Below are 20,876 nucleotides of genomic sequence, written 5' to 3' on the forward strand. Positions count from 1 at the left end.
TCAATTATTCACGAATTACTTTTTCGGAAAGTGTCAGCAGAAATGCGAGATTTTCTTCTGCCTTCAAAGCATGGGGTGAATTCGCAGGCATAAACACAAATACACCTGGTACTAGTGCAATTTCTTCTCCTGATAAAGTTAGTAAACCTCGCCCTTCAAGGACGTTGATCGTGGCATTACGAGTAGAGGTATGCTCAGAAATTTCAGTGTTAGCTGCCAAACAAAAGAGGGTATATTGACAGGCGTTATCTTGAAATAATAATTTACTGACAACTCCAGTGTGAGTAAATGCAATTTCTTCTCGTAATTGTTTGACAAAAGATGAATTCGTCGTGGTTGTGGAAGTCATGTTAATTGCTAATGAGTCAAAAATTTTTAGTAATGCTTCACTTTAAAGTACCGAAATTAATTAGCGATCGCGCAAAGAATGATGTAGCCTAATTCATGACGGTATTGTTGGAAAACTCTACGCATAGCTAAAACACGTTTGCGGATTGGTTGAGAAGTGAAAATATTCCAAAAAATCCGAATTGTGTTAGCAATACCCTCATCTTGAACCATTCTTTGCCAGTTCAATAAACTCATTGGCCCGGTTTGATGTTTTTGTACTTGCAATCCGGCTGTAGCAGAAGCGGTAATCCAATTAGTTTCTGACAAGGGTGTCGCATTGACTCTAATCACTTTCGCTAACTCAAAATGAATTTCTGCTTCTTTGTCACGCGCTAATAATTCATGACAGAGAAACTTTCCACCTGGTTTGAGTTTGTTGTGAATTCCAGTGAGAATCTTTGCTTTTCCTGGAGAAGATTGCATCGTCAGAATTGCTTCTGCTAATACATAATCAAATTTGCCTGGTATAGCTTCTAAGTGAAAAATATCACCTTCAACAATTTCAACTTGATTTTCTAAACCAGCAGCATGTATGTTGGCACGCGATCGCGCTACACTTTCAGGATTCTTTTCTACACCTAAGACTCTGACATTGTAGCGTTTAGCCAGAGCTATTGCACTGTAACCAAAGCTAGATGCTAATTCTAAAACTGTCTCACCTGGCTGAAAATTAGCCCATGCAAATAATTGTTCTGTAGCTATTCTTCCACCCGGACGCAGATATTTTTTACCTGCTGCTGCTAAAATTTCGTGTCCGGGTGCTGTTTGAAAATTGAGGGTAGCGTTGTTGGTCATTTCTCGTGACCTCTTGAATTCTTGCTATCCCTAATGTGTCAAAATTTTTGGATAGTTTCTATGAGCTACCTCATAGAAGAAAGAATTGGGGGCAGGAATGTAGCGTAATAAGGGCATATAACATCAAGTATTGAGAAAAATAATCGTAACTATCGAAAAATATTAGTGTCTATAAAATTATGGCACTAATAAAACGTGTTAAACAATAAATAGCACGAATAAAAAATATAAAATTATGGTTCAAACAATATCTGCGGTTGGACTGCCACAAGGGCAGCCCAAAACATGGCATTCTTTAGAAATAGCCGAAGCGATCGCTTACTTAGAAACTGATATAGACAGGGGCTTGAGTAGCACCCAAGTCAAACAGCGCTTAGCTGAATTTGGTACGAACGAACTTACAGCCAAGAAAAGCAAGCCTTGGTGGTGGAAATTTCTGCTGCAATTTAACGATCCCCTGCTGATCATTTTGCTATGTGCAGGTTTAGTCAAAGCAATAACAGGTAGTTTTGTGAATGCGGGGGTGATTTGGGGTGTCACCACTACCAACGCCATTATTGGATTTGTACAAGAATCAAAAGCTGAGGGTGCGATCGCAGCACTAGCAAAAGCGATCACAACTGAAACTACTGTCATTCGTGATAGTAAAAAATTACGCATCCAATCACGAGAATTAGTACCAGGTGACATAGTTTTCCTGACCTCTGGTGATAAAGTGCCAGCAGATTTACGGCTTTTACAAGCACGAAATTTACAAGTCGATGAATCAGCACTGACTGGTGAATCAGTGCCAGTAGAAAAAGATACTCGAGCTTTAAATGCTGACACTCCCCTAGCAGAACGTAAAAATATGGCTTATGCAGGTGGTTTTGTCACCTTTGGGCAAGCGATCGGTATCGTAGTTGCTACGGGGAACGCCACTGAGACAGGTCGCATTTCGCAATTAATGGAACGCCATACTGACCTTTCCACACCCTTAACTCGGAAATTTGACAAATTCAGCCGAAATTGGTTACGGGTGGTGTTAGGGCTGGCAACCCTGACTTTTGTGGTGGGACTTAGTTATAAAAACTTACAAGATGCCCTTGAAGCAGCTGTAACTTTAACCGTCAGTGCCATTCCTGAGGGTTTACCAGCAGTAGTAACTGTAACACTAGCGATTGGTGTTTCTCGCATGGCGCGACGGCACGCAATTATCCGTAAGTTACCAGCAGTCGAAACTTTGGGGAGTGCAACTGTCGTTTGTTCTGATAAAACCGGTACTCTCACAGAAAACCAGATGACGGTACAGGCAATCTATGCAGGCGAACATCAGTATACAGTCACAGGTGTAGGTTATGCTCCAGAAGGAGAAATTCTGGTAGATGACAAACCAGTGAATTTGAACACTGAAAAAAGTTTGCAAGAATGCCTTTTAGCTGGTTTGTTGTGCAATGATTCTCACTTAGAAAAAAAGAATGGGAAGTGGGTAGTAGTTGGTGATCCAACCGAAGGGGCTTTAATTGCATCTGCCGAGAAAGCAGGTTTTAGCCAGTCTAGCTTAGCAAACGCAATGCCCAGGTTGGATGGCATTCCTTTTGAATCTGACTATCAGTACATGGCGACTTTGCATGAAACTCCCAGAGGTAAGACTGTTTACGTCAAGGGTTCAGCAGAAGCAATTCTCAAACGTTGTACACTCTTGCAGAAAATTGATGGACAAACCCATCCAATCGACTGTGTAGAAACTTTCCGCAAAACAATCATTGAGCGGGAGGTAAATATTATGGCACGGCAGGGTTTGCGGGTGCTAGCGTTCGCGAAAAAACCGATGCCAAATCAGCAAATGACAGTGGATCATGAAGACATTGATACTGGTTTGATTTTCTTAGGTTTACAGGGAATGATTGATCCGCCGCGCGAGAGTGCCACAAAAGCGGTGCAAGCCTGTCAAGAAGCGGGTATTCAGGTAAAAATGATTACGGGTGATCATGCGGTGACTGCCCAAGCCATAGCTAGACGCATGGGAATTCATAAAAATGGATCTGTTCTAGCCTTTACGGGGGCAGAATTGGCACAGATGGATCAACAGGAACTAGCACAAGTTGCAGAAGAGGGTGTGGTATTTGCCCGTGTTGCACCAGAACAAAAGCTGCGTTTGGTAGAGGCGTTGCAGTCTAAAGGCGAGATTGTCGCCATGACAGGGGATGGTGTGAACGATGCACCCGCACTGAAACAGGCAGATATTGGTATTGCGATGGGGGGTGCGGGTACGGAAGTTGCTAAAGAAGCAGCAGATATGTTGCTTACTGATGATAATTTTGCCTCAATTGAAGCAGCAGTAGAAGAAGGACGGGCGGTTTATAAAAATCTGTTGAAAGCAATTTGCTTTATTCTGCCAGTGAATGGTGGAGAATCAATGACTATTTTATTCAGCGTTTTATTATCTAGAGAATTGCCAATTCTATCGTTACAAGTTCTCTGGCTAAATATGCTGAATTCCATCACAATGACAGTGCCATTGGCATTTGAACCAAAGTCGCCAAATGTGATGAAGCAACCGCCACGTAGTCCTAATGAACCGTTGCTATCAGCTAGCCGACTCAAGCGAATTTTGGCAATTTCTCTGTTTAATTGGATTGTGATTTTTGGTGTATTTGAATATATTGAATACACGACTGGCAACATTAATTTAGCCCGGACAATGGCTATTAATTCTTTAATTGCCGGACGAATTTTTTACTTGTTGAGTATTAGTCAGTTAATACCAAATTTGATTGCCAAAATGGATGGTACGATTCAAGAAAATGTTGATATTCCGGCAATTGGTTTTGGAATTGTAGGTGCGATCGCTTTACAAATTATTTTTGCTCATGTGCCATTAATCAACGATGTATTTTCAACAGCCCCATTGAGTTTTCAGCAGTGGTTGTTCTGTTTAGCGGTAGGTTCACCCATGATTTTATGGTCAGCGGTAGTAAATAAAATTGACCCACCCAATTAATTCTGATATTATACCATTTCACAAAATTCTTGATATAAATCCTCCCCTTTATCCTCCTTGTCCTCCTTGTCCCCTTGTCAGCAAATATATCAGACTTATGGTGAAACGCTATTACTATCCTCCTGCTGTGGGTGTAGCAGGTACAACCATCATTTCCTCAGTTGGCTGTTCAGTCACTTGTGTACTAGGTACAATTGTTTCTTCCTCAGTTGGCTGTTTAGTCACCTGTGTACTAGGTAGAATTGTCTTCTGCTGATTAGGTTCTTCAGCAGTGGGTGTAGTGGGTACAACCATCATTTGTTGATTAAGTTCTTCAGTGGCGGGTGTTGTGGGTAAAATTGTCTTCTGCTGAGTTGGTTCTTCAGTAGCAGGTGTAGTGGGTACAACCATCATGTGCTGATTATGTTCTTCAGTGGCGGGTGTAGTAGGCTGTGGATTGCTCTGTGTTGGAGGTGGGGATGGCTGTGATTCACTTTCCGTTGTCGGCGGTGTAGATGGCTGAATTTTCTCCTCTATTGCAGGTGGGGATGGTTGGGACTCACTTTCCGTGGTTGGCGGCGGTGTATATGGTTGAATTTTCTCCTCTATTGCAGGTGGGGATGGTTGGGACTCACTTTCCGTGGTTGGCGGCGGTGTATATGGTTGAATTTTCTCCTCTATTGCAGGTGGAGGTAGTGGAAATTCCCTTTCGGTCGGTGGTGGAAATAGCTTAATTTCTTCCTTCACAACAGGTTGAGATGGTTTTGTATCGTTCTTGCTGGGAGAGGGAGACGGTGCTGGTGTTGCAGGCTTATTAGAATCACGCTGCGGTGTGAATATTGACGGTGAAATTGTTGGTGGAGGGGTAAAAAAGTTTTTGCTACGTTTATTCTTTGGTACTGATGGTGAAGCTTGTGGTTGATCCTTGATGGTTTCTACTGCTGGATTAGTGGTTTTGGTTGGTTGATTTTCCTGCAAGTTGAATGGCAGAAAACTTTTGCCAAAAATGACTAGCCCAAATCCAACCCCAATTAAACTAAATAACCCCAAGGTTGGAAATCCTTGAGTACGGGATGCACGAGATGATGAACGATAGGATGTTTTGGCTTTCGCTGGGGGTATTTGTTGGATTGTTGATGGTGGCGACGATGGTGCTTGAAGCGCTTGCAATGCTTCTGCTGCTGTTTGATACCGCTCTTTGAAGTTACAGCGCACCATTTTGGTTAAAATATTCGCTAACTCATTGCTGATATTGACCAAGTTACGCCAAACTACTTCTCCATCCGCAGGATCAGTGGGTAGCTTACGTGGTTGTACACCTGTTAAAGCTTGAATTCCTAGCATTCCCACTGCATAGACATCGCTGGACAGTCTTGGCTTACCATTGGCTTGTTCGTTTGGGATATAGCCAGGTGTGCCGATGACGATGGTAGAGTTTACTTCTCCTTCTGTGTTGGTTGCCAAGCTTTTAATTTCTTTGACAGAACCAAAGTCAATCAGGACTATTTTGCCGTCTTGACGACGCATAATATTTTGTAATTTTATATCCCGGTGGATCACACCATGTTCATGGACAACCGCCAAAACTTCTAGTATTTCCTGTAGGAGTGTTAGGACTTGAGCTTCACTAAGCTGTTTACCAGGAATAATTTCTGTAGTTAAATCGTGTCCATCTACAAATTCCTGTACCAAATAGAATTCGCCATTTTCTTCAAAATGGGCTAAAAGTTCAGGAATTTGATCATGACGCTTGCCTAAACGGTACAAAACTTCTGCTTCTTGGTTGAATAGCCTCTTGGCAATCTGCAAGATTTCTGGATTAGGGTTGCGAGTTTGAAGATGCTTCACAACACACTTGGGATTGCCAGGCAAATCCATATCTTCAGCAAGAAAGGTATCACCAAATCCGCCGCTTCCCAACTTTTTAAGGATTTTATAGCGATTCCGGAGAACTTTGCCGAAGAGCATCAGCCTTACCTAAACGCAATTAACATACCCATGATAGGGCGATAACTCTATTAATTTTTACAAAAAAAAGCTTTTTTAAGAAACTAACTTTGAGAGGATCTTCAAAAATATTATTGGTTGTTCGTAATAGCTAGATTTTAAGCTATTGTTACTAATATATGTTTGTGAAATGCTTTTTCTTCAGTATTTTTACTTGTTTACTATCGTAATTATAGTCTCCACAAATTACTATTTTTTTAGCATTTTTGTTTTAAGCACAAAGAATTCAGAAATTTAGGGTAGTTGGCAACAATAAAATTTTATAGTTTTAATTTTTACAATCAAAATGTTTCTATAGCATTACTACATATCTATGTAGCACTTCTTCTGTGATCAAATTCTTTATATATGTTGAGTTTTGTAGGATGTGTTATGCCGTAGGCTAACGCATCAAGGAGTGATTTTTGGTGCGTTAGGACAAATAGTCCATAACGCACCCTACCAGAATCTTTTTTAAAAAAGTCGGGGATCTGACCCCTCGCAACCCTGATAGCAAAGACTTCCAATCTAAAATCCAAAATTGGTATTACTCAGACACACCACCCACAACAGGCCTAACTTCAGAAAATGGATTAGTGCCACCAGTCCAGTTAAAGTCGCTAAGGCGGAAGCTAATGCCACCTAATTCTAGCTCTGGATTGTAACGCAGGGTAATTCCGTAGGTGCGACGAGTGTATTGCAAAATAAAGTCAGTGCTGGTGTATTCTCCTGTATCTAAATTAACTGATGTTTGAACACCAAAAGTAAATGGCCCATAAATTTGCTGTGTAATCCCGGCACTCAAGGTTCTGGTATCAACAGCACGGTCAAATAAGAAGGGAGACTCACCACTATCAAGACCTTGGGAGTAGCTAACATTAAAAGCAGTGTAGTCTAGAAAAGACCTAGAAAAATGACCAATTTGCCCTTCTAAACCAATTGTGCCAATCAATGTGCTTTGATTATCACCATTTGTGTAATAACTAGTAGTGCCAGTCAAGCCACCAAATGCTCGTAAATAAGGAACTACTGGGTTAGGTGTGTATCGTAAACCCTCAGTAGCAGTGGGTGGTAAGGGTTTACCCTGCCACAGTAAAAAACCTCCATTCAAGGCAGCACTGGCTTGGAGACGACCAAGGGAGACACGGTTATTATCCCGGATTGGTTCTAGCAAGTCTTCGCGATCTGTGTTGGCGGTGATATATTGAGCGCCTCCTTGGTAGCTGAAGTTTAACCCTGTTCTACCCAGAGGGATGATGGGAGAAGTAACGACACCGCCAAAGCTACTTTGGACAGTTTGATAACCAAGACTACCATTGTAGAGGCGATCGCGATAACTATATTCCAATGTCACATTGTGGGGGTTACGAGTATCACCGACTTGTTGACGTAACCGCAAACTTGCCTTCAAATTATCTTCAATATCGGTAAAGTCAAAACTATTTAGTGTCCCAGAACCTTCAACCGTTGTTCTTGGACTCAAAGTGGCATCAAGGGATGTTCTTAAACCAAATAGTGAGGGAATGTTGCCAACACCTTCCTGGACAGCCTTTTGAGCGAGAAACTGAGGTGTAATACTAAAACTCACATTTTCTCTATTTATCGGTTCAAATCTGCGCTCTACAAATACACCACCACGCTGGTCACCATCAAACCCAAAGGAAACTAAACCAGGGGTCGCATCTCGCTCTCTGCGGTCAATTACCTGCTGATTTTTGGGAATGGGTAGACTCAAACCCTGGTCAAAAACTAAACGTTGGTTCTGAGTACGAACACGGTCTTGCAAAGGAGACTCCCGCGTCAATGTGACTTTATCTGCCCGTAATTCCAATTCTGGGGGTGAGAAGGGGTCATTGGTAATGCTGACATCTGATGCTTGCCAGCCACGTGGATAAAAATCAATACGTGCAGCTTCAAAGCGGACGCGCCGCACCTGTCCTCCCTGTTCGGGATTGACTATATTTCTGGCATTAGTTCTACCACCAATACCAAAGTTAATTCCCCCTGGGCTACTCACCCCAGTCAACGGTTGATTACTTCTGATGCGATCGCTGGGTGGACGTTCTGGTACTCCACCTGCTGTGACGTCGGTGGGCAAAAATGCAAAATCTTCCTGGGCTGTGGGTATAAAAATCTCACCACGACCAGCAAGCAATTCTCCGGTATCCTGAACAAAATTATAAGTGAATCGCTGCCCACGTAGTACTTGGTCGCCTCTGGTTAAGGCAACATTTCCTTCACCTACAGCGATCAAATTATCTAAACTAACTTGAATGCGATCGGCATCCACCACCGCCCCATCAAAGCGCACAACAACATTACCTTCTGCTGTGACTACCCGTCTTTGTTCGTCATACTCTTGGGTATCGGCTATTACTTCTACAACTCTCCTTGTTTCCGGTGTTGTCGGTGTGGGTGCTGGTTGTGGAGTTTGGCTGATGAGGTTGCGAGTTTTAAATTCTATAGTTGATAGTTGGTTGTTAGTAGTTGATTGTTGATTGGCAGTACGGAATTTGATTTTAATTGGTTGCGGTGCTGAACTAGAAGTCTGGGAATTTTTAGCAGTGGTATGATTCTGTTTGGACTGGATTAGTTGCTCGGCCAATAACTGGGATTTTTTTTGAGATCGGTTCTTACTATTTTTGATTGTCTGAACAATTTGCTGTTGGGTTTGTTGTTTTTGACTATGGTTATTCGTTTCCTGAGGAATTTGTGGCTGTTGCTGGGAGTATCCAATAGATAAGGGTTCCCCTAATAGATTTGCACTATTTTCAGAAATATTTAAGGGCGAAAATTCGGCGGGAAAACTTTCCGGTGCGGGGATTGTAGGTGTTTTGGCTGTAAATGACTTATCAGGTACAGGCTGATGTGACGGATTAACTGGTTGTTGCTGTAAATTTTCTGCTTTCGCCTGTTCTCCCGTTGAATGCAATTGGCGATCGCTTGCAGCTATGACTGGCAAATTTTCTGCTAATAACGGTTCGACTATGGCAGGTGGTTCGGGCGGCAGAACGGAATGAAGCATGTTTCAGCACAATCTAGCAAACAAATAGCCAAAATTAAGAGCCGGAAGGACTAACTTAGCTTTTTACCTTCCGACTTTCACTTTCTGTTTAACTTTTAGCAAGCCGCCTCAAGAGCGTCTAGTGTTTTCTGCCTTGCAGCAGTAATGGATAATTCGTCTTCATCTTACTCGAAGTCCCGACGACCAGGGTTACGAGCAGGATCGTTTGACAAAAATCCAAACACAAACAGAGTGATAAAGAAGGCAACAACAATATATACAACGATTTTTAAAGTCAGCATCGAGATATCTCCCTTGGATATGAAAAGCTTTCCGTATCTGCCATACAGATTCAGATAGCTCCTTTATCTTACCCAAATCTCATCCCTTTTTTGGAGAAGGCTGGCATAAATTACGGAGATAAACTCCGCAACATAACTGAGTGTAAGCCAATAACCCTAATTAACTGACTCCTATAGATGCGCCTTAGTCAGCAGACGTTTAGGTACAGCAGATGTTTCCAATTATGTGGTTTTGCTGTTTTTAAGAAATAAGGCAGAGGGCAGAGGGCAGAGGGCTGAAGGGGAAGAGGATTTGACGGATTTGCCTTGTTTCTTTCATTCGTAGCGGGTGGCGCGACACCAGTGGGGTGTTTTTAACTTAACTATACTGGACTTAATTCTGCTTCTAATTGAGCCAGCCTAATTTCTTGGTGTCCAGCAATTCCCAGACGACGCAAGTTGAGGGATTGATTCATGGCTTCTTTTTCACCAACCACAGCAATTAGTGGAATCTTGCGTGCAGACAGTTCTCGAATCTTTTTGGCTATCGTGCGATCGCTCACATGCAATTCTACTCTCGCTCCAATTTGTTTTAGCCTTCTGAAAATCACTTCTGCCCAATCCGCAGATTTTTCGGAAACTGAAGCCACGGCAATTTGCACAGGAGCAACCCACAGTGGCAAAACTCCATTGTGATTTTCCAACAGAATGCCAATCCAGCGTTCCAAAGAACCCAAAATTGCTTGGTGCAGAATCACTACCTGCTCTAAATCTCCTTTTTGATTGACAAAGGACAAATCAAAAAGTTGAGGAAAGTTAAAATCAACCTGAATCGTACCACATTGCCATGATCTTCCTAGATGATCTTGCATACTGATTTCAATCTTGGGACTATAAAAAGACCCTTCACCAGGCGCTAATTCATAGGCGTAATCCAGTGCTTGGACTGCTTCAATTAAGGCAGACTCAGCCCGATCCCATAGTTCATCTGATCCAAGACGTTGTTCTGGGCGCAAAGCAATCCGAATGGAAAAGTTGTTGTATCCAAAGGCGGCGTAAACCTGTTTCACCATCACCAGAAAATTGCTAATCTCATCTCGGATATCGGCTTCCCGACAAAAGATATGGGCATCGTCCTGGACAAACTGACGTAGACGCATACAGCCGGATAGCGTTCCAGAAGGTTCGTTGCGGTGGGCTATCCCGAATTCCATCAATCGCATCGGCATTTCCCGATAACTCCGCTTGTGGGATTTGTAGATAGCGATGTGTGCAGGACATGACATTGGTTTGAGTGCATACTCCGGTTCTGCATCAGCTTCCAAACTAGCCACGACAAACATGTTTTTACGGAACTTTCCCCAGTGTCCCGAATGCTCCCAAAGTGATCGACTCAATGCTACAGGCGATCGCACTTCCTCAAAGCCATGAGCTTGGTAAATTGCTCGCATAAAATTCTCAATTAGCCGCAATAGCTGAAGCCCGATAGGATGCCAAAATACCATCCCCGGACTATGCTCCTCAAAGTGAAATAGATCCATTGCTTTTGCTAGTTCTCGATGATCAGACATGGTTGTATCTCCTGTAAATGTTTTGCTAATCAAAAACCCCTCTAGGTTTGACCTAGAGGGGCGATTGAGTTTCAATTTGCCAAGCAGCAATTATCCTCACGTCCCTCCAGGCGCGATTGTGGTGGTAGTGGTAGTGAGGTGAATAAATTGATAAATGAGCATTTGTTTTTCCTGTCTTGAAAATAGGGAATGGGGATTAGGGATTCGGGAACTCACCGGCCCCCACGACCGTAGGGAGTGGGGATTAGGGGCAACGGGGAAGAGGTTTTCTCATAATTAACCCATTTCGATGACAATCAAAACTCGAAACCCTCCTGGGCGTTGCCGGGAGGGTAGATGGAGTGCTATCGAATTTCAAATCAACGCGATCGCCTCACAACCCTCCTGAGTTGCTAGTAGTGGTGGTAGTTGTTAGGCGAATGCTTACTGGCATAATGATTCAGAAAATTTAAATATTGCTTATTTTATTTTAATAAAACAAGTCTATACTCAATGTCAAGCTTTTGAAACAATTTCAGTATGTCTGGTGTAATATTTTTCAGTGATCATACCCAGAACCCTTAAAAATCAATGTAGTCTTGCCTGTTATTACCAACATTAAAGTTAAATTTAGGTTAAAGAATGTTAAGCAATATTTAAATTATAGAATAGCAGTAACTAAAATTACTTTTGTATTTCAAATTCAAGAGCATAATGGTAGTAAAATTGACACTGTCTATTTCTCCTAAAAAGGTTGCTTTAGTCTTAACCATCGTAGCTATATGTCTAAGTATTATCAGCCTAGCTGGACAATTTTCTAGGTATATTCTCGGGCATGGTAATCTTTTTGGATTAGTAAGGTTGTTCAATGTGGGTGAGGATTCTAACATTCCTACATGGTACTCATCCATTACACTATTATTTTGTTCGCTCCTGTTGGCATTACATTGCTATATCTCAACAGATAGCTCGTGCTCGCTATATCCTCCATTGGAAAGTTTTATCAGCTATTTTTCTGTGTCTATCTATAGACGAAGTAGCGATGATTCATGAATCTGCCGACATAATACTAGGCTCAAGCATCAACAGAACAGGTTTTCTTTACTACGGTTGGGTTGCTGTTGGCATTCCCCTGACACTGATCTTTTTGCTGTCATATTTAAAATTTTTGGCTCATCTTCCAAGAAAGATAAGACTTTTATTTTTTGTTGCTGGTACTATCTTCGTGAGCGGTGCAATCGGTGCGGAAATGTTTGCCGGACGGTATGACGAACTTTACAGTGTTGAGAATATGAACCATGCAATGATTACAGTGGTTGAAGAGTTCTGCGAGATGTTTGGTATCGTTGTCTTCATATATGCATTGCTTTCATACATGAATTTAAATTTAACAGACGTTCACTTTTGTATCAAAAAAGCAGCAATACAACCAAAACGTAGAGTTATCGATGATGCAAGTATACAAAAGTAATGCTCTATTTTTGTAATTATCATGAACTACCCCTGGCTAACTTCGTTTGAGCCAGGGGTTTCTACAACCCCTGTTACACCTAACAAATTTTTGGGAACACTACTCATGATGTTTTGAGCGATCGCTTAGGTCTATCTAACAACATGAGAGCGCTATTTTTGGGAAAAAAGAGAATTTATGATTGTATTAGTCTTGCATTTTGTGGCATTTTATGTATTCTACTAGCATTGCCAGCTAACGCATCACAAACAACATCTGATGCAATTACAAATTTGCGACAGCAGCAGCAGCAAATTAATCAACAGCATCAAAGTGTCAAACACGAACGCGATCACTTAACCAATTTACAACAAGCAGCCCAAGAACGACTGAATGGCTTACAGCAAAACCTCAAAACTACTGACACGCAAATTCAAGACAGTGAGTTACGCCTCAAACTAGCAACAGAACGCTTGCAGCAGCTACAAGCAGATTTAGCAGCCAAAGAAGTTGCTTATCAACAACGACAAGCGGCGACAATTGCCCGACTACGCTTTTTGCAACGTTCCCTAGTGAACCAGGGGTGGGCGGTTTTGCTGCAAAGCCAAAATCTCAGTGACTTTATCAGTCATCGTCGTTATTTGAAGTTAGTTTATCAGGCAGACCAGCAAATTTTAGTTAAGCTGACAACCCAAGCCAACGAGATCAATAACCAAAAAATAGAAGTAGAACAGCAAAAAAATGAAATAGCCTTGATGAGACAGCAATTAATTGCCCAAAAAGCCGATTTTCAAACCCAAGCAGACTTGCAGCAGGAATTAATTGGGCGTCTCAATAGCGATCGCTTGGCATTAGAAGCAGCACAAACCCAGTTAGAGAAAGATTCCCAGGCAATTACAACTTTAATTCAACAAAAGATAGCAGAGGCAGAAGCAAGAACTAAGACAAACAGCCGCAACAGCGTCATTATTCGCGGTACAGGTATGTTTGCATATCCTACAGATGCACCTACCAGTAGTCCCTTTGGTTGGCGAGTACATCCGATTCTCGGTTATCGCCGCTTTCATGCAGGTCAAGATTTTGCTGCCAGCTACGGCAGTACCATTAGAGCCGCCGACTCAGGTACAGTCATTTTTGCTGGCTGGTACGGTGGTTATGGTAAAGCTGCGATTGTTGACCACGGCAACAGTCTAACTACACTTTACGGACACACAAGTGAATTATATGTTTCCGAAGGGCAAACAGTAAAACGCGGACAAGCGATCGCTGCTGTTGGTTCCACAGGTTTATCTACGGGCCCCCACCTCCACTTTGAAGTCCGCAAAAATGGTACACCAGTAGACCCAATGAATTATTTTTGATGTTCAGGAGGCAGGTAGTTTGAGTGTGGGGGTGTAGGAGAGAAGAACACTTTCATGCATGGCTGTTGAAATTTTTTCATTGGAACTGTCCTCTGCCTCTGCCTTTTTTTGTAATACCCAAATGGGTATAGCTAAAAAAGCTATAAATATAGCTTTTTTATGCTATGATTTTTATATTGTGACTGCATTTGTCAGCAGTGCAAGGGCGTGTAGCTCAGTGGATTAGAGCGTCAGATTCCGGTTCTGTAGGTCGGGGGTTCGAATCCCTCCACGCTCGTTTTCTTGTAAATCAGATATTGCACCTAGCTTAGTTGGGCATTGGGCATGGGAAAATCATTAGTATCTTTGATTACCCCTTACCAATCACCCATCATGGGCAAAGACCGCTAGCGATATCGTTTCGCCTGCTTGGGTATATGTAGATACCAGTGTTCAATAAGCCCATAGCTGCTCGAATTGCGGTTAAAGGAGTACGGAGTTCGTGACTGACAATGCCAATAAACTCACTCTTCATTTGCTCAATTTTTTGTTGCTCAGTGATGTCTTCGGCAATACCAGCAATCCTGACAATTTCTCCGGCTTCATTTTTGATGGGAAAGGCGCGATCGCACCCCAGAAACTGCCGGACTTCATCGACAGTGGTTTGCAGAATATCCTGTAAATTAAGCGATCGCCGGATGCGCTGGGTCATCTCCATCACTAAGCCGCCGCAGACAGAGCCATCCGCAGTTGCCGACACAAACTAATGCCATCCAGTTGCGGAATTTGCCAGTCCAGCAAAATCAAGTCATATTCAGCCGACATCGCTAGGTCTAGCCCAGTTTGTCCGTTGTTGGCTAAATCTATAGTGTAATTATTTGCACTCAGCAACTCTGCCAGTACCGTACTGAGTAAGATGTCATCCTCTACCAATAAAATTTTCATGGGCGGCATCCTTATGAAGATGCTTATAAAATTTCTTTGCTCTCACCTCGCATTATTATTCTACTTTGGTCAAGCTAGTTGCTGATTCACCAAGGATTGGGGGACGTGGAAGCGTGTTTTTTATAAAGACATGTCCGACAACGCCACGCCCCCGGTAATAGGTAATAGATAGTGGGTAATTGGTAAGAACTTGTTGGAGTCTTTACAATTACCAATTGACGATTACCAGTTAGCGGGCAATCCCTGCAACCATATCTTGGGCGAATCCCCGTATATTTATGTCGGGGAGTGCCCTCAATTATTTACCTAGCAAAGTTGATGTGGCTAAGTACTAGGATTGATCTTGACAAAAACGTGCTGGTAATATCTGCTGCAAACGACTGTAATCTGCTAAGTACTCTTCTAAAACAGCAAATTGAGACAAATTAAGACTGTAATAAATCCAACGTCCTTCCTGACGGGAGAGGACTAAATCTGCTTCCTTAAGAGTCTTGAGGTGAAAGGATAGCTTGGATTGACTTACCCCCAAAGCATCACACAAATCACATACGCACAGTTCCCGTGTACGTAGCAATTCCAACACTTTTAACCGCAATGGTTCGGATAAAGCATGAAAGCCAGCAATAATTGCATTGGGGACAACAGAGGGGGTTTGCATTAATCACAAGCAGGTTATAGGGTATGCCTTCTCTATTTTGAACTAGAAACAACAGCCTCGGCTTGATAACGGATATTAGCTTGTTGGAATCTGTGCAAGACTTCACCTAAGCGATCGCAATCCGCAATTAAACTAATTCGCACGTACCCTTCACCGCCACTACCAAAGGCATTACCAGGAGTGACAACTACACCAGTTTGTTGTAAAACCCACAAGGCAAAGTCTGTGGAACTCATTCCCTCAGAACAAGGAACCCACAAATACATCGTTGCTTTGGTTTTAGGGATATTCCAACCTAATTCTGTCAAGCCTTGAATGAGAAAATCACGACGGGTACGGTAGCGAGTTTGAACTTCTTGTAAATAAGAATCTGGTAGTTGTAAAGCAGTTTCGGCAGCTGCTTGCAAGGCTGCGAAAATACCGTAATCCAGGTTAGTTTTCAGTGTCCGCAAACCTTGAATGACATGGCGATTGCCCACCACAAACCCCACACGCCAACCCGCCATATTGTAGGTTTTAGACATAGTGTGGAACTCCACACCAATATCTTTCGCACCAGGAATTTCTAACAAGCTGGTTGGTTGATAGCCATCAAAAGCCAACTCGGCGTAACACAAATCATGTACCAAAAGAATTTCGTATTTTCTGGCAAAGGCAACGATTTCTTCAAAAAATTCACGAGGTGCAGTTGCGGCGGTGGGGTTGCCGGGGTAATTAAAATAAAGTATTTTTGCCTGTTGAGCAACAGTGTCGGGAATTGCTGTCAAATCAATTAACCAGTCATTTTCTGGTTTGAGAACCAAACTGTGGACATTTCCCCCAGCAATCACCGGGCCGCGAAAATGAACCGGATAGGAAGGTGAAGGTACTAATACCACATCACCAGGATTGATATATGCCAGTGCCAAATGTGCTAATCCTTCTTTGGAACCCAGTAGTGGTAAAGCTTCGCTATCTGAATCTAAAACAACTCCATAACGACGTTGATACCAACTAGTGATGGCACGGCGGAAACTTGCAGTCCCCTCAAAGGGAGGATAGCCGTGGTTACTGGGATTTTGCAAAGCAGTGACAGCAGCTTCTATAACTGGCTGCGGTGTTGCACCATCTGGGTTGCCCATGCCCAAATCAATTAAATCCAGCCCTTGTTCCCGCGCTTTATTTTTGAGTTCATCCAAACGGGCAAATGGATAGGCTGGTAATTTTTGTATGCGTTCGGCTGGGGCGATCCAATGCAAGTTCATTGATGTAGTTCCGATGCGGTTAATTAATTAGTTAGTGGTTGGTGGTTGGTGGTTGGTTGTTGGTGGTTGGTGGTTAGTGGTTAATGGTTATTTACTACTCCTCATACTCCTCATACTTCCCCATCTCCCAATCTCCCCATCTCCCCATCTCCCCATCTCCCTGATCCCCAATTCAGTGTTCAACTTGTTCATTAATTTCTCTTGTTGAGACACGATGAATAGAGTCTTTGTTATCTACTGGTGCAGTGGTAGAAACCATTGCCGCCATCAATTGTTCCAATGTGACTTTAAACGGCAGCCTATGAATGTCAGAATTGGGAGCGAGGGCAATTTCCGCGGCTTTTTGCAACTCGCCCAAAGTGACACAATCCAACCCTAAATCACTGAATCTCTGCGGCAGTCCAATTTCGCCATAAAATTTTAATAATTGTTGCCGTGCTGCTGCTGCTAGTTGATTGCCTTGGATCATCTCTTCTAAACGCAGTTGCACTAAAATACCATAAGCAACTTTTTCACCATGAATACTGCCACTTTTGCAAATGTGCGTTAAACCATTATGTACGGCATGAGCGGCAACAGTGCGACACTGGGCACCACCAACACCACCAATCACCCCAGCTAATAAAACAGTGGCGTCTACGACTTGCTGCCAAACTTCGCTTCCGGGTTGTTGGAGGGCAGCAGCAGACTTTTGGAAGAGGATATCTCGCAATACCCGTGCTTGTTGCACAGCGGCAATAATTAAAGTTTGGTCTGAGTGTCCACTACTAACTGAAGCTTCATACCACTTCGCGATCGCATCTCCAATACCCGCTACTAGAGTGCGTGGTGGTGCAGTGAGTATCAAATCATAATCAAGAATCAATAAATCAGGACAGCGATCCAAGGCCACGTCATATAAAAAAGCCCCCTGATCAGAATACACATTCGAGAGGGCAGTCCAAGCGGCACACGTAGCTGCTGAAGTCGGAATTGTTACCACTGGTAAATGCAGCTGATGCGCGAGTAATTTTGCTGTATCCAGCGCTTTTCCACCACCTGTGCCGATAATCACATCAGCTTTATGTTCCTTTGCTGTCGCTCTTAAAGCTTTTAGACTCGCTTCGCTACAATCTGGAGTATACTCAGCAAAGGCAAATTGTAACTGCTGCTGTTCTAACAGTGGTTGCAGATGGGGTTGGATGGCTTTTTGGGTGTGATTGCCAGTTACAATCAATGGACGATGACCCAGGCGGATAATTTCGTCAGATACCTGTGTCAAGATTTGAGAGCCACGAATCACTTTAGCTGGCGCTACCGTCAGCGGTATTAACAAAGTAGGAGTTTGAGTAGACAACTTTTCTGAAAAATGAATAGGCATATAACTAATGAATTAACAGTAACATTTCTAGATATTTTGGAAAACTTCTCAATATAAAAAGACTGCTTTAATCTTTCAAACTGTCTATGACTGTAAAGGCAGGTTTTACAACCTGCCCTTAATTAAAAGTTTTGTAGCAGTTTTGATAGCTAAATTAATATTTTAACCAAATAATAATCAATTATGTATTAGAAAACACAAAAAAATATACTTTTTCAAGCATATTTCAGTGTGCCCTTAGGGAGCTAGTGTGATGTTAAGGTACTGCGATAGCTCTTTTATACCGGGCAAAGGCTTCTGTAAAGTAACGGTTGAAGTACCCCACTTGAGTGATGCAAGTTGATGCTTAAAAAATTACACTGTAATAAATACCGCTCCCAAGGAGTAGGAATATGCAATTGACAAGTGATAGCGGCAACATCATACCAGAAATAGCACAGCCCAAGCTAAATAAACCAGAGTTGCAATTAGGTTCCAATGGTGAAGCGGTGGAGGAGCTACAACAACTTTTAACTAATTTAGGTATTTATGCTGGTAAAATTGATGGCGTTTTTGAAGAAATTACACAAGAAAGCGTCAAACAATTTCAGCGCCAAGTTTTTTTGCCAGAAGATGGCATTGTTGACAATAACACTTGGCAAGCATTATACACAGGTGCGCCAGTGAATTTACCGGAATTGAAAAAAGGCAGTCAGGGAGAATTGGTGATGAAGGTGCAACGTATTCTGAAATCTACTCAAGACTATATAGGCTACGTTGACGGTGAGTTTGGAGCAATTACAGAGTCAGCCGTGCAAGGCTGGCAAGTACGTAATAATCTCCCTGACACCGGCATTATTGATGAAGCTACTTGGCGAACTTTAAGCCAAATTCCACAATATATGTAGTTAGTGGTTGGTTGTTGGTTGTTGTTTGTTGTTTGTTGTAGAGACGTGCCATGGCACGTCTGTACAGTAGTTAGTGGTTATTCCCACACTCCCCACACTCCACCATCTCCCTTGTCTCCCTTGTCTTCCCATCCTATGATGAGGTGTTGGATTTTGGCAGTTGGGCAAATTTATCCTGGTAAATGTCGATTGCCATTTGGGGATCTTCACGACTAGCAAGCGATCGCTTCACTTGACCTAAATAAAGTGGTATTGACACTCCTGGTTCCGGGTGTATGATTGTACGGGCACGAATAGTCAACTGGTTGTCACCAGGTTTACCCAAGCGACCATAAGAATATAAATCGCTGGCTGCTTGGCGTAAAGTTGCTTCTAATTGGGTGGGACTAATTTGAGGGGAGATAGCAATTACAGTTTGTGTTGAACCATTATCGTAGACCAAATTGTACCGTACTGCTCCCGGAATGACTGTGCGTGTTAAAGGTGCTAAGGAGAGGGAAAATAAACCAGCTGTCAGCACCAGCATAAAGCCTGTTGTACCCACTAGCCGAAAGCGCAGGCCCCATTTAAAAATAAAACCCAAAACTGTCAAAGCAGCAAAGACTAAAGTGGCAATACCTGACCATTGGGCGTATTGGATAAAATCAGCTTGTGAGAACATAGATATAACTTCAAAAACTAAGGTAGGAAATCTAAAAGCCTACTAGTTACACCCAGAAATTCTACACAATTTCTGGGTGTTGCGTTTGTGGCAGAGTGGGATCGGGAGATGGGGAGTGTGGGGAGAAAATGACTAATGACAATTGACCATTGACTATTGACTATTGACTATGAACAGGTTGCATCTTTATCGACAGCAGTTTCCAGCTTTAGAGAATAAAACTTATTTTAACTACGGTGGTCAAGGTCCAATGCCCCAAGTGGCAATGGATGCGATTACTCAAGCTCAAATTTATATACAGGAAATCGGGCCTTTTGGTACTGAGGTAGGTCGTTGGATTGATGAGGAAATAAAAGCTATTAAAGTAGCGATCGCTGCTGAGTTACATGTACCTGCCGCAACGATTACAATTACTGAGGATGTCACCGTTGGTTGCAATATTGCTATGTGGGGTATCGACTGGAACTCAGGAGATCACCTGTTATTAACTGACTGTGAACATCCAGGTATTGTGGCCATAGCCCAAGAAATCGGACGCCGATTCGCGGTTGAAGTTACCATCTGTCCTTTGATGGCAACGTTAAATGAGGGTGATCCGGCGGCAGTTATTGCCCAACACTTACGCTCAAATACCCGCTTGCTAGTTTTAAGTCATATCCTCTGGAATACTGGTCAAGTTTTACCACTTGACAAAATATCCAGATTATGTATAGATAATCAAACTAGACTTTTAGTAGACGCTGCCCAGTCTGTTGGTTCATTGCCATTAAATTTAACTGAATTAGAGGTAGATTTTTATGCTTTTACTGGCCATAAGTGGTTGTGCGGTCCTGGCGGTGTGGGCGGTTTATACGTGCGACCCCAAGTGAGAGACATTTTAAAACCCACATTTATCGGTTGGCGTAGCATTATTACAGACAGTCAAGGTAAGCCTTTAGATTGGCATTCAGACGGAAGACGTTATGAAGTTGCTACTTCTAATTATCCGCTTTACGCAGGCACCAGGCAAGCGATCGCCATTCATCAGCAATGGGGAACAGCACAAGAACGCTATGAGCAAATTTGTCATCACAGTGAATACCTATGGCGACGTTTAGCAGCGCTACCTAATGTGATTCCCTTGCGGACTTCTCCTCCTGAGAGTGGTTTAGTCTCGTTTCAACTCACCCAAAAGACTCCCCAAGCCCATCGACAACTAGTAGAGTTCTTACAATCAAAAAAAATATTCACTCGTACAATTGCTGATCCAAGTTGTGTACGTGCTTGTGTCCACTACTTTACACTTGAGTGGGAAATAGACCAATTAATTGAAGGAATTGAGGAATGGTTAGTAGTTAGTAGTTAGTGGTTGTTGGTTAGTAGT

Annotated in this window: 17 protein-coding genes and 1 tRNA gene; 6 read left to right on the forward strand and 12 right to left on the reverse strand. The window is 42.6% G+C overall.

Annotated elements, in window-relative coordinates:
- Positions 1–4: 4 nt before the first annotated feature.
- Both UYI_RS0113480 and UYI_RS0113485 read right to left on the reverse strand, forming a co-directional pair.
- Positions 5–349, reverse strand: coding sequence for a cupin domain-containing protein (locus tag UYI_RS0113480; protein ID WP_016867185.1), 345 nt, complete (start codon positions 347–349; stop codon positions 5–7).
- Positions 350–405: 56 nt separating this feature from the next.
- Complete coding sequence (locus tag UYI_RS0113485) at positions 406–1,185, reverse strand: SAM-dependent methyltransferase (protein WP_016867186.1); 780 nt, start codon at positions 1,183–1,185, stop codon at positions 406–408.
- 235 nt (positions 1,186–1,420) lie between these two features.
- Here UYI_RS0113485 and UYI_RS0113490 point away from each other — a divergent pair, with 235 nt between their 5' ends.
- On the forward strand, positions 1,421–4,168 hold the full coding sequence (locus UYI_RS0113490; protein ID WP_016867187.1) for a cation-translocating P-type ATPase: 2,748 nt from the start codon (positions 1,421–1,423) through the stop codon (positions 4,166–4,168).
- A 114-nt stretch (positions 4,169–4,282) separates the two neighbouring features.
- On the opposite strand, the gene UYI_RS0113495 is transcribed toward UYI_RS0113490, so the two are convergent.
- The 4 genes from UYI_RS0113495 to thrS all read right to left on the reverse strand — a co-directional run bounded on the left by UYI_RS0113495 (position 4,283) and on the right by thrS (position 10,989).
- Positions 4,283–6,115, reverse strand: a complete 1,833-nt coding sequence (locus UYI_RS0113495; RefSeq protein ID WP_016867188.1) for a protein kinase domain-containing protein — start codon at positions 6,113–6,115, stop codon at positions 4,283–4,285.
- 565 nt (positions 6,116–6,680) lie between these two features.
- The gene (locus tag UYI_RS0113500; protein ID WP_016867189.1) at positions 6,681–9,158 is read right to left on the reverse strand and encodes a DUF3769 domain-containing protein; all 2,478 of its coding nucleotides are present in this window, start codon (positions 9,156–9,158) and stop codon (positions 6,681–6,683) included.
- Positions 9,159–9,322: 164 nt separating this feature from the next.
- Entirely contained in the window at positions 9,323–9,439 is a 117-nt protein-coding gene (locus UYI_RS34825; protein WP_009458972.1) for a photosystem II reaction center protein I, read from the reverse strand.
- Between the two features lie 362 nt (positions 9,440–9,801).
- Entirely contained in the window at positions 9,802–10,989 is a 1,188-nt protein-coding gene (thrS, locus tag UYI_RS32565; protein WP_016867190.1) for a threonine--tRNA ligase, read from the reverse strand.
- Positions 10,990–12,010: 1,021 nt separating this feature from the next.
- Between thrS and UYI_RS38950 the strand changes: the two genes are divergently transcribed.
- The 3 genes from UYI_RS38950 to UYI_RS0113525 all read left to right on the forward strand — a co-directional run bounded on the left by UYI_RS38950 (position 12,011) and on the right by UYI_RS0113525 (position 14,056).
- Complete coding sequence (locus UYI_RS38950; protein WP_235147946.1) at positions 12,011–12,439, forward strand: hypothetical protein; 429 nt, start codon at positions 12,011–12,013, stop codon at positions 12,437–12,439.
- 143 nt (positions 12,440–12,582) lie between these two features.
- Complete coding sequence (locus UYI_RS0113515; protein WP_016867191.1) at positions 12,583–13,779, forward strand: murein hydrolase activator EnvC family protein; 1,197 nt, start codon at positions 12,583–12,585, stop codon at positions 13,777–13,779.
- 203 nt (positions 13,780–13,982) lie between these two features.
- A tRNA-Arg gene (locus tag UYI_RS0113525) sits at positions 13,983–14,056 on the forward strand.
- Positions 14,057–14,149: 93 nt separating this feature from the next.
- Here UYI_RS0113525 and UYI_RS0113530 read toward each other — a convergent pair.
- The 5 genes from UYI_RS0113530 to UYI_RS0113550 all read right to left on the reverse strand — a co-directional run bounded on the left by UYI_RS0113530 (position 14,150) and on the right by UYI_RS0113550 (position 17,965).
- Complete coding sequence (locus tag UYI_RS0113530; protein WP_235147947.1) at positions 14,150–14,518, reverse strand: histidine kinase dimerization/phospho-acceptor domain-containing protein; 369 nt, start codon at positions 14,516–14,518, stop codon at positions 14,150–14,152.
- Complete coding sequence (locus UYI_RS0113535) at positions 14,479–14,703, reverse strand: response regulator (RefSeq protein WP_081589228.1); 225 nt, start codon at positions 14,701–14,703, stop codon at positions 14,479–14,481. The genes UYI_RS0113530 and UYI_RS0113535 overlap by 40 nt, the downstream gene beginning before the upstream one ends.
- Positions 14,704–15,034: 331 nt before the next feature.
- The gene (locus UYI_RS0113540) at positions 15,035–15,361 is read right to left on the reverse strand and encodes an ArsR/SmtB family transcription factor (RefSeq protein ID WP_016867194.1); all 327 of its coding nucleotides are present in this window, start codon (positions 15,359–15,361) and stop codon (positions 15,035–15,037) included.
- Between the two features lie 32 nt (positions 15,362–15,393).
- Positions 15,394–16,605 carry an aspartate aminotransferase gene (locus UYI_RS0113545; protein WP_016867195.1) on the reverse strand — a complete coding sequence of 404 codons (1,212 nt, stop codon included), beginning with the start codon at positions 16,603–16,605 and terminating at the stop codon, positions 15,394–15,396.
- A 172-nt stretch (positions 16,606–16,777) separates the two neighbouring features.
- Positions 16,778–17,965, reverse strand: coding sequence for an iron-containing alcohol dehydrogenase family protein (locus UYI_RS0113550; protein ID WP_016867196.1), 1,188 nt, complete (start codon positions 17,963–17,965; stop codon positions 16,778–16,780).
- A gap of 392 nt (positions 17,966–18,357) precedes the next feature.
- Between UYI_RS0113550 and UYI_RS0113555 the strand changes: the two genes are divergently transcribed.
- Positions 18,358–18,852: a peptidoglycan-binding domain-containing protein gene (locus tag UYI_RS0113555; protein WP_016867197.1), complete on the forward strand. Its 495-nt coding sequence runs from the start codon at positions 18,358–18,360 to the stop codon at positions 18,850–18,852.
- A 133-nt stretch (positions 18,853–18,985) separates the two neighbouring features.
- On the opposite strand, the gene UYI_RS0113560 is transcribed toward UYI_RS0113555, so the two are convergent.
- Positions 18,986–19,513 carry a Ycf51 family protein gene (locus tag UYI_RS0113560; protein ID WP_016867198.1) on the reverse strand — a complete coding sequence of 176 codons (528 nt, stop codon included), beginning with the start codon at positions 19,511–19,513 and terminating at the stop codon, positions 18,986–18,988.
- A gap of 169 nt (positions 19,514–19,682) precedes the next feature.
- Between UYI_RS0113560 and UYI_RS0113565 the strand changes: the two genes are divergently transcribed.
- A complete protein-coding gene (locus UYI_RS0113565) occupies positions 19,683–20,858 on the forward strand; it encodes an aminotransferase class V-fold PLP-dependent enzyme (protein WP_016867199.1) in 1,176 nt (391 codons plus the stop codon).
- The last annotated feature ends 18 nt before the right edge of the window (positions 20,859–20,876 follow it).

Origin of the sequence: Fischerella muscicola PCC 7414, from assembly GCF_000317205.1 — a bacterium.
GTDB lineage: Bacteria > Cyanobacteriota > Cyanobacteriia > Cyanobacteriales > Nostocaceae > Fischerella > Fischerella muscicola.